This is a genomic window from Mesorhizobium sp. SEMIA396 (genome assembly GCF_024518615.1).
Classification (GTDB): domain Bacteria; phylum Pseudomonadota; class Alphaproteobacteria; order Rhizobiales; family Rhizobiaceae; genus Mesorhizobium.
This window is the reverse complement of record NZ_JANIFC010000001.1, coordinates 473,808-486,843: the sequence shown is the minus strand read 5'-3', so window position 1 is coordinate 486,843 and position 13,036 is coordinate 473,808. Positions and strand designations below refer to the sequence as shown.

Annotated in this window: 14 protein-coding genes; 5 read left to right on the top strand and 9 right to left on the bottom strand. The window is 64.8% G+C overall.

The genetic code is table 11. The features are described from left to right. Positions 1–187 precede the first annotated feature (187 nt). Positions 188–490 carry a hypothetical protein gene (locus NP503_RS02440; protein WP_127268738.1) on the bottom strand — a complete coding sequence of 101 codons (303 nt, stop codon included), beginning with the start codon at positions 488–490 and terminating at the stop codon, positions 188–190. Positions 491–675: 185 nt separating this feature from the next. On the opposite strand from NP503_RS02440, the gene NP503_RS02435 reads away from it, so the two are divergent. Beyond that, complete coding sequence (locus tag NP503_RS02435) at positions 676–1,044, top strand: hypothetical protein (protein WP_127268737.1); 369 nt, start codon at positions 676–678, stop codon at positions 1,042–1,044. Positions 1,045–1,320: 276 nt separating this feature from the next. Here the strand turns inward: NP503_RS02435 and NP503_RS02430 are convergent, their stop codons facing one another. The 4 genes from NP503_RS02430 to NP503_RS02415 all read right to left on the bottom strand — a co-directional run bounded on the left by NP503_RS02430 (position 1,321) and on the right by NP503_RS02415 (position 5,247). Beyond that, complete coding sequence (locus NP503_RS02430; protein WP_164748889.1) at positions 1,321–1,485, bottom strand: hypothetical protein; 165 nt, start codon at positions 1,483–1,485, stop codon at positions 1,321–1,323. Between the two features lie 110 nt (positions 1,486–1,595). Then, positions 1,596–2,612 carry an ABC transporter permease gene (locus NP503_RS02425; protein WP_027035281.1) on the bottom strand — a complete coding sequence of 339 codons (1,017 nt, stop codon included), beginning with the start codon at positions 2,610–2,612 and terminating at the stop codon, positions 1,596–1,598. Continuing rightward, positions 2,609–4,177, bottom strand: coding sequence for a sugar ABC transporter ATP-binding protein (locus NP503_RS02420; RefSeq protein WP_127272662.1), 1,569 nt, complete (start codon positions 4,175–4,177; stop codon positions 2,609–2,611). The genes NP503_RS02425 and NP503_RS02420 overlap by 4 nt, the downstream gene beginning before the upstream one ends. A 122-nt stretch (positions 4,178–4,299) precedes the next feature. Beyond that, positions 4,300–5,247 carry a substrate-binding domain-containing protein gene (locus NP503_RS02415; RefSeq protein ID WP_127267205.1) on the bottom strand — a complete coding sequence of 316 codons (948 nt, stop codon included), beginning with the start codon at positions 5,245–5,247 and terminating at the stop codon, positions 4,300–4,302. Between the two features lie 350 nt (positions 5,248–5,597). Between NP503_RS02415 and NP503_RS02410 the strand changes: the two genes are divergently transcribed. After that, positions 5,598–6,299 carry a RibD family protein gene (locus tag NP503_RS02410; protein ID WP_127267206.1) on the top strand — a complete coding sequence of 234 codons (702 nt, stop codon included), beginning with the start codon at positions 5,598–5,600 and terminating at the stop codon, positions 6,297–6,299. 235 nt (positions 6,300–6,534) lie between these two features. On the opposite strand, the gene NP503_RS02405 is transcribed toward NP503_RS02410, so the two are convergent. Further along, the gene (locus NP503_RS02405) at positions 6,535–7,419 is read right to left on the bottom strand and encodes an SDR family oxidoreductase (protein ID WP_127267207.1); all 885 of its coding nucleotides are present in this window, start codon (positions 7,417–7,419) and stop codon (positions 6,535–6,537) included. 90 nt (positions 7,420–7,509) lie between these two features. Here NP503_RS02405 and NP503_RS02400 point away from each other — a divergent pair, with 90 nt between their 5' ends. Continuing rightward, on the top strand, positions 7,510–8,343 hold the full coding sequence (locus NP503_RS02400) for a helix-turn-helix transcriptional regulator (RefSeq protein WP_164748891.1): 834 nt from the start codon (positions 7,510–7,512) through the stop codon (positions 8,341–8,343). A gap of 35 nt (positions 8,344–8,378) precedes the next feature. On the opposite strand, the gene NP503_RS02395 is transcribed toward NP503_RS02400, so the two are convergent. The 3 genes from NP503_RS02395 to NP503_RS02385 form a co-directional block, all read right to left on the bottom strand. Continuing rightward, a complete protein-coding gene (locus NP503_RS02395) occupies positions 8,379–8,825 on the bottom strand; it encodes an SRPBCC domain-containing protein (protein ID WP_127267209.1) in 447 nt (148 codons plus the stop codon). Further along, positions 8,822–9,607, bottom strand: a complete 786-nt coding sequence (locus NP503_RS02390) for an IclR family transcriptional regulator (RefSeq protein ID WP_127267210.1) — start codon at positions 9,605–9,607, stop codon at positions 8,822–8,824. The genes NP503_RS02395 and NP503_RS02390 overlap by 4 nt, the downstream gene beginning before the upstream one ends. Before the next feature lie 103 nt (positions 9,608–9,710). Beyond that, positions 9,711–10,919, bottom strand: a complete 1,209-nt coding sequence (locus tag NP503_RS02385; protein ID WP_127267211.1) for an adenosylhomocysteinase — start codon at positions 10,917–10,919, stop codon at positions 9,711–9,713. Between the two features lie 166 nt (positions 10,920–11,085). Between NP503_RS02385 and NP503_RS02380 the strand changes: the two genes are divergently transcribed. Both NP503_RS02380 and NP503_RS02375 read left to right on the top strand, forming a co-directional pair. Continuing rightward, on the top strand, positions 11,086–12,465 hold the full coding sequence (locus tag NP503_RS02380; protein WP_127267212.1) for a sodium:solute symporter: 1,380 nt from the start codon (positions 11,086–11,088) through the stop codon (positions 12,463–12,465). A gap of 82 nt (positions 12,466–12,547) precedes the next feature. After that, complete coding sequence (locus tag NP503_RS02375) at positions 12,548–12,991, top strand: cytidine deaminase (protein WP_164748890.1); 444 nt, start codon at positions 12,548–12,550, stop codon at positions 12,989–12,991. Positions 12,992–13,036: the final 45 nt, after the last annotated feature.

The window sequence follows — 13,036 nt, the reverse complement described above, 5'->3', positions numbered from 1 at the left end:
GACGAAAAGCCAATTGCTTGGCTTTTCGAGCCTTGAACGCCCTGAGCTTGCGAAGGGCCGGGTAGCGCAGGATCCACCTGCCGGGTCCCCGCTGCTTCGCAGCGTCCCGGCGTTCGCTGGCCTTTGATCGTGCCACTGGCACGATCAATTCACTCACGCGAACCGGCCGTTCACCCTTCGACAAGACTCAAGCCCGCCTCGCTCCCTCCAGCGGCACCTCGCGATCGCTCAGCATCTGCGCTTCGCTGCGCACGCGCTGGCGCTCGTCGATGAAGGCCGCCTGGATCGTAACGGTCGCTCCTGGCAGTCCGTCGGCACGGCAGGCCGCGCAGACGATGCGGCCCGACAGAGCGGCAAGCGGCGTGTTCCCCGTCACGCCGAACCGCTTCAGCTGATCGGGTCGCCACCAACGGTTGCGGCCGCAATCCGCGCACTCGACCGAGATCGAGGCGACATGCGCGATTGTTGGTTCCCTGCCCGGCAATGCCATCGCCCCTGCCTCATCGTTGTTCCTGATTTGTTCGCATATTCCTGTGTTTTGCGCCGGGAGTCGAGTCGCAGTTTTCAAACTTTCCCCGAAGTTTTTCTTCTAGTGCAATTTGAGTTATGCTTTCATATATATGAAAATGTGAGTCAGACACGAACCTGCCCACTGCATCAGACCCGGGAGCGATAATGGACGCTTTTGCCACCGATTTTGCCCGTTCCTGCGGTTACGCCGGCGACAGCCTGGCCCTGCTTGAAGCCTTCGAAGCCATCCGCCGAAACGGCATCGCCCACGCCCGTCAGGATCACGTCAGGCGCAAGGCAGTGATCGACGAGTTGAAACCGTCGGAGGCGCTGTTCCTGGCCGCGATTGGCCCGGCGCTCTCGGCGGAAGAGGCCATTGAGGACGCCGCCCGCTTCATAGCCTGCTGGCGCAACATACCGCGCTGGCGCCAGGAGCGGCGCTTGCCCGACCTGGTCAGGGCCAAGCAACAACGGCTGGTGGCACGGTATTTTCGTCGCCATGGCCATCTTCTATGGGCGCGCGAAGCAGCGTGAGGCTGGACCAGCCATTTGCGGGTTCCATCGGCAATTTTTTCTTTCTAGACTGCGCAGGGGTGGCTGATCGTCGACGTGCATAGTTTGGGATGTTCAAGACTGCCCGCTCAAGATTTCAAACCTGGATAACGGCCGGCGCGGGAACCATCGCCGCCCTGCTTGTCGCCGGCCTGATGGGGGCCTTCGGCGCCCTGCCCGCCCACGCCCCGCCGCAATTGCCGTCCGATGCCGCCATCGACGCCGGGCGCTGGCGGGTCCAGCCGATGCGCGCCTATGTCAGCCGCGCCCGGCGAAGTGATTGGCCAGCGCCACCTTCGCCGCGAGCTGCATGAGGAGATCGCCGACCAGCACGCCGGCCAGCACGAGTGCCATGAGTTGCGGCCAGAACCGCCGCAGCAGCGAAAAACCTAGGGTGATCGGTCTGATAATATCGGCAAACATGAGGTTCTCTCACGATGCCACCCGCCAAAACCTTTCTAGCAAAGGACGGCTGTTTTGCAAGAAAGGGGGCTCCCCTTCTCCCCTTGTGGGAGAAGGGACAACCGTCCCCCTCACCTTCTCACCCGCGATTTCAGCCACCGGTCGAACGCCACCGCCAGGATCAGGATGAGCCCGATGACGATGCTTTGCGTATAGGACGAGACGTTGTTGAACTGCAGCCCGTTCTGCAGCACGCCGATGAGCGCCGCGCCGACCACCGTACCGCCGACCGAGCCGATGCCGCCGAACAGCGAGGTGCCGCCGATGACGACGGCCGAAATGACCGTCAGCTCGTAGCCGATACCGGCGACCGCTTCCGAGGAATTCAGCCGCGCCGACAGCACGAAGGCCGCGAGGCCGGCGAAGAAGCCGACGATGACATAAACCGAGACCAGAATACGGTCGACGCGCAGGCCCGACAGCCTTGCCGCCTCGGCATTGCCGCCGACGGCGTAGACAGCGCGCCCGTAGCGCGTGTAGCGCAGCACGATATGGCACAGGATGGCGGCCGCGGCGAAGATCAGCGCCGGCACCGGCACGGGGCCGATCAGCCCGGTGCCGAACCAGCGCATCGAGGCGTCGAAGCCCGAGATCGGGCCGCCGTTTGAGATGGTCAGCGTCAGCCCGCGAAACACCGTCAGCCCGCCCAGCGTAACGACGAAGGGCGGCACTTTCAGCCGGGTGATGACAAGCCCTTGCACCCCGCCGGCAGCAGCGCCCACAACGACGGCGGCCAAGAGTGCTGCGAACCAGCCGAATCCTTGCGTGCCGCTCGTCGACAGCGACAGCGTGTTGGCGGAGCCACCCTTGGCGACCACGGCGGCGACCATACCGCAGAAGGCGAGCAGCGAACCGACCGACAGGTCGATGCCGGCGGTGAGGATGACGAAGGTCATGCCGAGCGCGATCAGCCCGGTGATCGAGATCTGCCTTGTGATGTTGAACAGGTTGATCGGGTCCATGAAGCTCGGCTTCAGCACGGTGAAGACGATGATCAGCGCCACCAGGAACAGCAGCGGCCCGAAGCTCATCAAAAGCCGCGCGAAGTTGATGCCGCCGCGCTGATCCTGTTCCCCCGCCACGCTCATAGTGTCTCCTTGCGGTCGAGTGCCATCAGTTCCATCAGTCTTTCCTCGTTTGCCTCGACGCCCGGCATCTGGCCGGTGATGCGGCCCCGGCGCATGGTGACGATGCGGTCCGACACTGCAAGCACCTCGGGCAGCTCGGACGAAATCATCATCACCGCAATGCCGCGCGCCGCAAGCTGCACCAGGATCTGGTGCACCTCGGTCTTGGCGCCGACATCGACGCCGCGCGTCGGCTCGTCGACGATCAGCACTTTCGGATCGCGCGCCAGCCAGCGCGCCAGGATCACCTTCTGCTGGTTGCCGCCCGACAGGCCTTCGATAGCCTGCTCGGCCGAAGCCATGCGGATCGACAGCATTTTGCGAAACCCGGACAGCGCATCGCGCTCGCGCCGCTCGGCCATGAAGCCGAAACCGTTGCTGAAGCTGCCCAGCGAAGCGATGGAGAAATTCGGCAGGATGCCCAGCGCGGCAAAGATCGCCTGGTGCTTGCGGTCCTCCGGCAGCAGGCCGATGCCGAGCGCAATGGCGTCTGCGGGCGATGCCGGGGCGATCGGCTTGCCATCGAGCGTGATGGTGCCGGCCGCGATACGGTCGGCGCCGAAGATGGCGCGCGCCAGCTCGGTGCGGCCCGACCCGACAAGCCCGGCAACGCCGAGGATTTCACCGGCCTTGAGGTCGATGTCGACGCCGTCGAGCACGATGGCGTGCGGCGCTTCGGGATCGCGCACGGTGCGCAGGCCGCGCACCGACAGCACGACATCGCCGGCCACCGCGCGTTGCGCCGGCCGGGCGTAGAGCTCGGACGCCGCGCGGCCAACCATCTTCTCGATGATTTTGGGCAGGGCGATCGGTCCACCCTCACGGTCGAGATGCCCGGCCAGCCGCCCATCGCGCAGCACCGTCATGCGGTCGCAGATGGCGGAGGCTTCCTCCAGCCGGTGGGTGACGAACATGATGGCGACCTTGTCCTTGCGCAGCCGGTCCATGATCGACAGCAACCGCTGCACCTCGGTCTCGGTCAGCGCCGAGGTCGGTTCGTCCATGATGATCAGCCGGCTTTTCAGCGACAGGGCGCGGGCAATCTCGACCAGTTGCTGTTCGGCCACCGACAGCGCCGACACCGGCGTCATCGGATCGATGGAGAGGCCGACGCGGGCGACGATCGTGCGGGAGTCCTGCTCCATCCGCCTCCAGCTGACCAGCCCGAGCGGACCGGTCGGCGCGCGGCCGATAAAGATGTTTTCCGCCACCGTCAGCGTCGGGATCAGGCTGAGCTCCTGGTAGATGGTGACGATGCCGAGCCGCTTGGCATCCTGCGGGCTGGATGGATGATAATCGGCACCGTCGAAAGTGATGCGGCCGCCCGACGGCGGCATGACGCCCGAGAGGATTTTCAAGAGCGTCGACTTGCCGGCCCCGTTTTCGCCGAGCAGGCCGAGGATCTCGCCGGGGCGGATATCGAGCGAGACGTCGCTGAGCGCGGTGACGCCCGAGAAATGCTTGGTGATGCCTTCGACGGCAAGCAGGATGGGTTCGGACGATGCGGCTTCAGCGGCTGGCGGCAAGGGTGGCTCCTTCCATGCAGTTGATGTCGCCTGTCAGCGCTTGAACGCCCCCCTCTGTCCGGCAGGACAGAGGGGAGCGCTGTCCCGCCGGCTTTGCCAATCGGCCGATCCCCGCCAAACCCCTACTTCGTCTCGCCAATCCGCTCCGCCTTGTCGAGATTGTCCTTGCCTATGACGATCGGCGTCAGCAGCACCAGCTTCTCCTTCGGCTCGGTCTTGTCCTTGGCAAAGGCCACCGCGATGCGCACCGCGGTGCGCGACTGCTCGCCGGGAAACTGCTCGACGGTGCCCGCAAGCTTGCCGTCGCGCACCGCGACCAGCGCTTCCGGCAGCGCGTCGAAACCGTAGATCTTGACGTCGGTGAAGTTGCGCGCCGCACAGGCCTCCAAGGCGCCGAGCGCCATGTCGTCATTGGCGCAGACGATGGCGTCCGGCTTGCCGTTGGCGGCAAGGCCGGCTTCGGTCACCGACAGCGCTTCGGCGCGGGCGAAGTTGGCGGTCTGCTCGAAGACGATCTGGTACTTGTCCTTCAGCGGATCGAGCACATTGTGCACGCCCTTGTTGCGGTCGATCGCCGGACCGGCGCCGGGCTGGCCCTGCAGATGGAACAGCTTGGCGCCGTTGGGGAACGCCGCCACCACCGCGTTGGCTTCCGCCTCGCCGCCCTTGACGTTATCGGCGCCGACATGGGCGAGGATGCCCTCGACGCCGTCGACACGGCGGTCGATCGTCACCACGGGAACGCCGGCCTTGACCGCTTCCTCGATGGCCGGCGCCAGCGCATTGACGTCGAGCGGCGAGATGACGATGGCGTTGACCTTCTGCACCAAGGCCGCCTCGATGTCGGCGGTCTGCTTGGTGGCCGAGTTCTGGCCGTCGCTTTCGGTCAAATTGACGCCTTGCGTGGCGGCTTCCGCCTTGATCTCGTTCAGCATGTGCACGAAGAACGGAAAGCCGAGACTGGGCACCGAGCCAAGGATGGTGAGCTTGTCCTGCGCAAACACCGAGGGCGCGGCGACCATCATGGCGCCGAAAGCCGCGGACGACAGCAGGAATTCACGTCTGTTCATGGGATCCTCCTCCACAAGAACGCACGACCCCGAAAACCGGGATCGGTTTCAGGAAGGATCATGCGTCGGTTCAAAGTGTGGAGCATCCTCCCTGCGCCCGAAAACGCATGCCGCTCCAGCTGGCCGCCGCTGTAAAAAGAGCCTCCCACCGACGCCTGCCTGGGGATGCTAACCCAGGGTCAACCATTTGTGCAACCTCGATATAACAGAGGTGCCGGGCAATTTATCGGAATTGTCGGATTTTGGTTTGCAGCGTGGGCAACATCTCCCTGAGATGCTTGGCTTCCATTCCCTCTGCCCGGCACTACCTTGGACTGACTCGCGAAGTTTTTGTGATCTGGAGAACCCGTATGAAGCCGCAAATCGTCTGCCATATGCTCGCATCACTCGACGGCAGCCTTCATCCAAGCCGCTACACGACAAGTCCGGACGGGACCCGGGCGGAGTGGTCGAGCCTCTACGAACATATCCACAGTGATCTCGCGGCTGACGCCTGGATCGTCGGCCGCGTCACCATGGCCGAGATGAGCAAGGCCGCCGCGCACCCACCAGCCAATGTCGGCAAGGTCGACCGGCCCTATCATTTCGCGCAAATGGATGCGGGCAGTTATGCCGTGGCGCTCGATGCCTCGGGCAAGCTCCATTTTTCCAAACCCGACATCGGCGGCGACCATGTCGTGGTGCTGCTTGGGCGCGACGTCGCCGACAGCCATTTGGCCGAGCTTGCCGCTGACGGCGTGTCCTATATCGTGTCGGAAGCGGCGGACATCGATCTCGCGGCTGTGCTCGAGATGCTCGGCAGCGAACTCGGCATAAGCCGGCTGCTGCTTGAGGGCGGCGCCGGCATCAACGGTTCGTTCCTTGCGGCCGGGCTCGTCGATGAACTGAGCCTTCTCGTGGCGCCCGCGATCGATGGACGCGCCGCCAACCAGGCCTTCGTCGAGTTCGGCGAGAGCGGCCTGGCGGGCAAGATGCAGTTGTCCCTGATGAGCTGCGAGGCCTTGGCGCATGGGCTCGTCCATCTGCGCTACGCGGTCAGCCCTGGAGCATGATCCCGAAAAGTCGTCATCCTGGGGCGGAGCAAGGAGCGAAGCGACGCAGCGCAGACCCCGGGATCCATGCCGGGACTCGGAAGCCCCGCAGCGGTGCAGAATTCTGCTCCGCTGCACCCTATGATTAAGGTCGCGGCATGGATCCCAGGGTCTCCGCGACGGAGCTGCGCTCCTGCTTCGCCCAGGGATGACGAAGTTCAGAGACTTCGGCTCACCTCAAACGTTGCTAGGCGCATCAATACCGCATGGCGTCGAGATCGGCGATCAGCGTCGGGCCGGTCGGATGCCAGCCCAATCGTGCCTGTGTCAGCGCGCTGGAGGCCGGCAGATCCATCGGCGCGAACATTGCCATCCAGCCGAAATGCTCCGCCGCTCTTTCCGGCGCGATGGAGACGACCGGCAATTTCAGGCCCCGGCCAAGCGCCTCGGCGATGGCCCGCACCTCGACGCCTTCCTCGCCGACCGCGTGATAGCGTGCTCCCGGTTGCCGCTTTTCCACGGCCAGCCGGTAAAGCCGCGCCGCATCGAGGAGATGGCCCGCGGAGAAGCGGTTGCGGCCTTCGCCGACATAGGCCGAGACGCCCCTTTCACGCGCGATCTCGATGAGCGGCGAGATAAGCCCTTGCTTGACCGGATTGTGGACCTGCGGCAGCCGCACCACCGACAGATTGATGCCGTTTTCCAGAAGCGCATTGCCGGCCAGCTCGGAGGCTATGCGCGGATTGGGGTGGCTGGCATTGAAGACGTCCTCAATCGCCAGTTCGCCATGCCCAGGGCTGCCCATGCCGACGCCGGAGGTGATCACCAGCGGCCGGTCGGAGCCGGCCAGGGCGGCGCCGAGAGCGGCGATGACGCGCTTGTCCTTTTCGCAATTCTCGGCAAACCGCGAGAAATCATGGTCGAACGCCGTATGGATCACAGCCTCCGCCTTCGCCGCGCCGTCGCGCAGCCCCTCGGGATCTTCGAGGGTGCCCCGATGCACCTCGGCGCCTGCCGCGACCAGCGCCTCGGCGCCGGCGTCGGAGCGGGTCACGCCGACCACCTGGTGGCCCGCCTTGATGAGTTCGGGAACGATCGCCGAACCGATGAAACCGGTCGCGCCGGTGAGAAAGATACGCATGCAAAATCTCCTGCACAGTTGCCTGCGTAATATTGCTGGTCTATTATTCTATTAAAGTAGTGATCTTATCATGGTATAATGGCTAACAGGATGCCCTCCAATTCCGCCGGCTCGCTGGCAGCGTTCCTCAAAGACCGGCGCACGCGGCTCGATCCGGCTTCCTTCGGCTTTTCGGGCCGCCGACGCACGCCGGGACTGCGCCGGGAAGAGGTCGCCCAACGCGCCAACATCAGCCCGACCTGGTACACATGGCTGGAGCAGGGCCGCGGCGGCGCACCCTCGGCCGATGTCCTCAATCGCATCGCCAAGGGGCTACTGCTGACCGAGGCGGAGCGCGAACATCTTTTCATGCTGGGGCTCGGGCGCCCGCCCGAGGTCCGCTACACCGGTGCCGAGGGTGTCAGCCCACGGCTGCAGCGCCTCATCGACACGCTCGATGCCAGCCCCGCCATAGTCAGGACCGCTACGTGGGACGTCGTTGCCTGGAACCGCGCCGCGCGGGTCGTGCTGACCGACTACAGCGCCCTGCCCGAGGGCGAGCGCAACATCCTGCGCTTCATGTTCCTCAGTCCCCATATCCGCGCCAGGCAGCACGACTGGCAAAACCTGGCCCGTTTCGTGGTCGGCTCGTTTCGTGCCGATGCGGCCCGCGCCGGCGCGGTCTCCGAGGTGCGCGAACTCGTCGACGAGCTTTGCAGCGCCAGCCCCGAGTTTGCCGCCCTGTGGCGGGCAAACGACGTGCTCAGCCACGGCGACGGGACAAAGCGCCTGAAGCACCCGGAACTCGGCGATATCGAACTGGAATATTCGGGCTTCGCGGTCGACGGCCGGCCGGATTTGAGCCTGACCGTCTACAACCCGGTCGACAGCGCCGTCGCCGACCGCATCCGCGCGCTGGCTCTCGCCCGACACCCCAAAGAGTAAGGGCGGGACGACCGTCCGCGGGGAGACGCCCGCCCTCAAACGCGCTCGCAGACCGCCTTCAGGATCTGCAAGGTCGGCCCCCAGTAGAGATTGGCATGCGGACGGATCGCCGGTTCGGCAAAATCGCTGAGCGTCAGCGTCAGCAGCGTTCCCTCATCCGCTGGCGCCAGATCGAAGCTGACCACCGTGTGGTTTTCGGGCACGTCCGCCAGACGCGGGGCCGACAACGTGCTCCAGTAGCTGTAGGCGAAGCTCCTTCCCGGCTCAAAAGCGCGGATGGTGCCATGGTTCTCGAACGGCATTCCGTGCAGCAATCCGCGCATCACGATCGCGCCGCCGGCCTGTCCTTGCAGGCTGACGGTCAACTCCTCGTCGGACATCCATTGCGGGATCATTTCTGGCGTCGTCAGTATCCGCCAGACCTTGGCCGGCTCGGCACCGATGACGACGGTCTTGGTTATCGGCGCGAACGAAGCGGTCACGAGGCCTCGCTTTGGCCTAATGGCTCGGGCGCCAGCACCAGCCGGATCTCCTGCGCCGCCTGCGCGGCATGGTGGCGCACGGTGGCAAGGTCGAGCATGCTGTAGGTGGTCGCCACATAGGGCACGGTCAGCGCGGCGACGGAGTGGCCGAACGGCCCGATGACCGGAAAGGCAAGATCGATGACACCCGGCTGCAGCCCGTCCGCCACCTCTTCATGGCCGGCGGTACGGATGCGGCCAAGCGCACGCTCCACCTCGGCCTTTTCGTCAAGAACACCAGAGACTTGCAGCCATTGGTTGACTCTATCCTGCGGCTGGAACGCCATCAGCGTGCGGCCCGTGGCGGTGGCAAACAGCGGGAACTCGGCGCCGACGCGGACGCGGAAGCCGAAGGCCGCCGGGCTTTCCACTTGCGCCAGGATCAGTACCCTTCCGGCATTGTGGACGCCGAGATTGCAGGACTGCTGGATGGAGTCGGACAGCCGCCGCATCGACGGCAGCGCTGCCTGGACGAGGCCGCGCAGCGGCTCATGCCGGTGCGCCAGCTCGAACATGCGGGTCGACAGGAAATAGAGCCCGGCCGGGCGATCGCGAAAGATATAGCCGCGCCGTTCCAGCGCCTGCAGCACGCGGTAGATCTGGTGGATCGAGCGGCCGACCGCCTCGGCAATCTGGCCCTGGTTCAGCCCGTCCTTCTGCTCAGCCAAGAGCTCGATGACGTCGAACGCCTTTTCCAGGGCCGGTACCGAATAGTCCGGCGCTTCCGCAGTCTTGCCAGCCATGCCCCACAATCCTTCCCGGACCAAGCAATTCCAGGAAAAGTGTGAAACGGTTTCCGGCAGGAATTGCGTCAAAACAGAGAGATAGAATCAGGAGCTACTATAGTTACAAGGCAGCCCCCATCGTAGCCATCATCAGCCTGGCGATGCGTTGGTTGATGTCGTCGGGCACCGGCTGCGCGCCTGGCGCCGGTCTTTCGCCGGTAGCGCCCTTCACCACCCGCTCCAGCGACAGCGCCTGCAGCATGAAGCCGATGTCCATGGATTCGATCGAATTGCCCTTCGGTTCGCTGCCGGCAAGGTTGAACATGCGCCCGTCGGCGACCAGGATGACATGCCGGCCATTGGCAAGGTCGAGACGCTGCAAGGTGCCGTCGAGATCGGTGCTACCGGTCGTCATGGCACGCATGCCCTCGGTGTCGATCTCCCACGGAAAATGCCCTGAGTTGGCAAGCACCGCACCATCTTGCATGGCGGCAATCGCGCTGGCCGGCAGCACGCCGGCGCGTCCCGTGGCGGTGATGAACACCTGCGCCCATGGTGCCAGATCCGCCAGCGGCGCCACCCGGTAGCCGTCGAGGGCGGCTTCCAGCGCCTTGATCTCGTCGACCTCGACGACCGCCACGCGGCCGCCCAGCGCCCGCAGGTACTGCGCGATGCCGCGCCCGCACCAGCCATAGCCGATAACGCAGAAGCGCCGGCCGGGGATCATCAGATTGGTGATGCGCATGAAGCTTTCGACAACCGACTGGCCGACCGCGTGCTTGTTCTCGCCGATCGCCTTCAGTGGGCTGTCGTTGATGACGATCGACGGAAACGGCACCTTGCCGGCCAGTTCGCCGCGCAGCCGGTCGCCGCCGGACGTCGTCTCCTCGGTGCCGCCGAGAATGGAGGCCGCCCAGCCGCGTTCGATGATGCCGGCGGCAAGGTCGGCGCCATTGTCGAGCAGCATGTCGGGCTTGGCATCCAGTACCCGCGCCAGATTGGCGTGATGGTCGGCCAGCGTGTCGGCGCGGCTGCCGAACACGCCGATGCCCTGGCTTTGCAGGAAGGCGACGACATCGTCCTGCGTCGAGCCATGATTGCCGGTGCCGACGATCTCGGCCCCGCCTTCGGCGAGCACCTCGAGCAGCACCGCAGTCTTCGGCTCGACATGCAGCGACACGCCGATGCGCCGGCCGGCGAAGGGTTGGGTTTCGCGGAACTCCGAGCGCAGGGTGGCGAGCATCGCCATGCGCGAACGGATCCAGGCGATACGGGCGCGGCCGCGTTCGACCAGTTCCGGGTTTGCCAGATTTGCCTTCGCCTGGGTCATTCGCAGTCTCCGATCATGGTCCATATTCAGCACTTGCAAAAAAGTTTTTTGCATGTGACAAATCTTGCAGAGGGTCGTCAAGCCCCACCGAAAAGGGGCAACGGACAGAACGGCGCCGCACCAAGGCGTGGCGCGGCATTTGGCTTTGCACCTGAAGGGGTAGAAAATGGGAAATCTGGATATCGCGGTTGTCGCCGTATATCTCGTGGCGGTCACCGCAATCGGGCTGTTCTTCGCCCGCTCGATCAAGACCGAGGAAGACTACATCGTCGCCGGCCGGCGCATGGGGCCGCTGTGGCTGACCATTTCGGCCTTCGCCTCGTGGACCGGGCTTGCCGGCCTGTTCGGCACGCCTGAAATGGTGGTCCGCTACGGCATTTCGGGCACATGGTGGTGGTTCACCTTCCCGATCGGACTGTTGCTGATGGGCATCTTCCTGGCCAAGATCGTGCGCCAGCGCATGCATGTGACGACGCCCGACATCGTCGCGCAGGACTATCCGGGTTCGGTGCGGGTCGCCGCCTCGCTGGTCACCAGCTGGAATTACCTCGCATGGGCGGCCGCGCAGGTGTTCGGCATCTCGATGGTGTTCACGCTGTTTTCGGGGATGGACCCGACCACCGGCGCCATCGTCGCCTTCCTCGTCGTCATCGTCTATACCATGCTGGGTGGCTTCCTCGCTGTGGTGGCGACCGACGTGCTGCAGGCGGTCATCTTCCTGGTCGTCATCGGCGTGGTGGCGCCGTTGTTCGTCATCTTCGGACCGGGCGTCTCGCATGTTTATGAGGCGACCAGGGACATTCCCGGCTTCTACAATCTGTTCGCCAACGTGCCGCCTGCGACGCTATTCGTGTGGTTCCTGCTGTTGCCCGCCGGCTTCATCGACACGATCGGCTTCCAGCGCGTCTTTTCCGCCAACTCGCCGGAGACGGCGCGCAAGGGCCTGATCAACGGCTTCGTCATCATGGCCGTGTTCGGCGTCATCCTCACCTTCCTCGGCGTCGCAGCCAAGGCGCTGCTGCCGTCCGGCACCAACCCGGTCAACGCCATGCCGGACCTGATGGTGCAGCTTTTGCCGCATGGCATCATCGGCGTGCTGGTGGCCGCCTTCCTGGCGGTGGCGATGTCGACGGCCAGCACGACATTGCTGATCACCGCCACCACCCTGCAGCGCGACGTGATCTCGCGGCTGCGCCCCGACGCCAGCGACAGGGAAAGGCTGTGGACCAGCCGCATCCTGCTGCTCGTGCTCGGCCTGGTGGCGCTGGTGGTGGCGCTCAGCGTGCCCGGCATCGTCACCATCCTGATGCTCGGCTTCTCGGTCTATGTGCCGGGCCTGCTGCTGCCCGTGCTATCGGCCACGTTCGGCTGGCGCATTCCCTCCTGGTCGATGTTGGCGACCATCGTGCTGGGCGCCGGCTCGACCGCCATCCTCGTGCTGATGGGCGAACCCGGCGGCATTCCAGCCTCGCTGGTAGGCTTCTTCCTTTCGGTCGTCCCGTTCGCCGCCGGGCTCGTTACACGGCCGGAGCGGCAGGACGCTTGAGCCAGGAAAGGTCGCAAGAAAGCAAAGAGATAGCGCTCCATCCTGAATCAGTGCGGGATGGGGCATGGATGTGGAGAGACCGATGAAGAAGACCAGCTTCGACAAGCTTTCGAGTGCCGACCAGGCACTTGTCACAGCCGCCGCGCAAGCGCGCGACAAGGCCTACACGCCCTACTCCAACCACAAGGTCGGCTCGGCCGTGCGCACCTCATCTGGCCGGCTGTTCGCCGCCTGCAATGTCGAGATCGTCACCTTGCAGCAATCGGTGCATGCCGAGCGCAACGCGGTGATGCAGATGGCTGCGGCGGGCGAGCGGCAGATCGAGGCCATCGTCTGCCACGGCCCCTATTCGGGCGTGCCGTGCGCGGAATGCCGGCAAGTGATCTGGGAATTCTGCTGCGATGATCCCGACGTGAAGATCATCGGCTCCACCCTCGATGGCGAGATCGAACTGATGACCATCGGCGAGATCTATCCGAGCCCCTACGGACCGGGCACCAAAGGTATCGACCCGCGCAAATTCTGAAACCGCCGATCGGCTTCCAATGCGCGGCGGACCTGGATCAAGCTT

Coding starts and splice junctions, on each gene's coding strand:
- NP503_RS02440 (WP_127268738.1), bottom strand. CDS start 490: ATGGCATTGCCGGGCAGGGAACCAACAATCGCGCATGTCGCCTCGATC.
- NP503_RS02435 (WP_127268737.1), top strand. CDS start 676: ATGGACGCTTTTGCCACCGATTTTGCCCGTTCCTGCGGTTACGCCGGC.
- NP503_RS02430 (WP_164748889.1), bottom strand. CDS start 1,485: ATGTTTGCCGATATTATCAGACCGATCACCCTAGGTTTTTCGCTGCTG.
- NP503_RS02425 (WP_027035281.1), bottom strand. CDS start 2,612: ATGAGCGTGGCGGGGGAACAGGATCAGCGCGGCGGCATCAACTTCGCG.
- NP503_RS02415 (WP_127267205.1), bottom strand. CDS start 5,247: ATGAACAGACGTGAATTCCTGCTGTCGTCCGCGGCTTTCGGCGCCATG.
- NP503_RS02410 (WP_127267206.1), top strand. CDS start 5,598: ATGAAGCCGCAAATCGTCTGCCATATGCTCGCATCACTCGACGGCAGC.
- NP503_RS02405 (WP_127267207.1), bottom strand. CDS start 7,419: ATGCGTATCTTTCTCACCGGCGCGACCGGTTTCATCGGTTCGGCGATC.
- NP503_RS02400 (WP_164748891.1), top strand. CDS start 7,510: ATGCCCTCCAATTCCGCCGGCTCGCTGGCAGCGTTCCTCAAAGACCGG.
- NP503_RS02390 (WP_127267210.1), bottom strand. CDS start 9,607: ATGGCTGGCAAGACTGCGGAAGCGCCGGACTATTCGGTACCGGCCCTG.
- NP503_RS02385 (WP_127267211.1), bottom strand. CDS start 10,919: ATGACCCAGGCGAAGGCAAATCTGGCAAACCCGGAACTGGTCGAACGC.
- NP503_RS02380 (WP_127267212.1), top strand. CDS start 11,086: ATGGGAAATCTGGATATCGCGGTTGTCGCCGTATATCTCGTGGCGGTC.
- NP503_RS02375 (WP_164748890.1), top strand. CDS start 12,548: ATGAAGAAGACCAGCTTCGACAAGCTTTCGAGTGCCGACCAGGCACTT.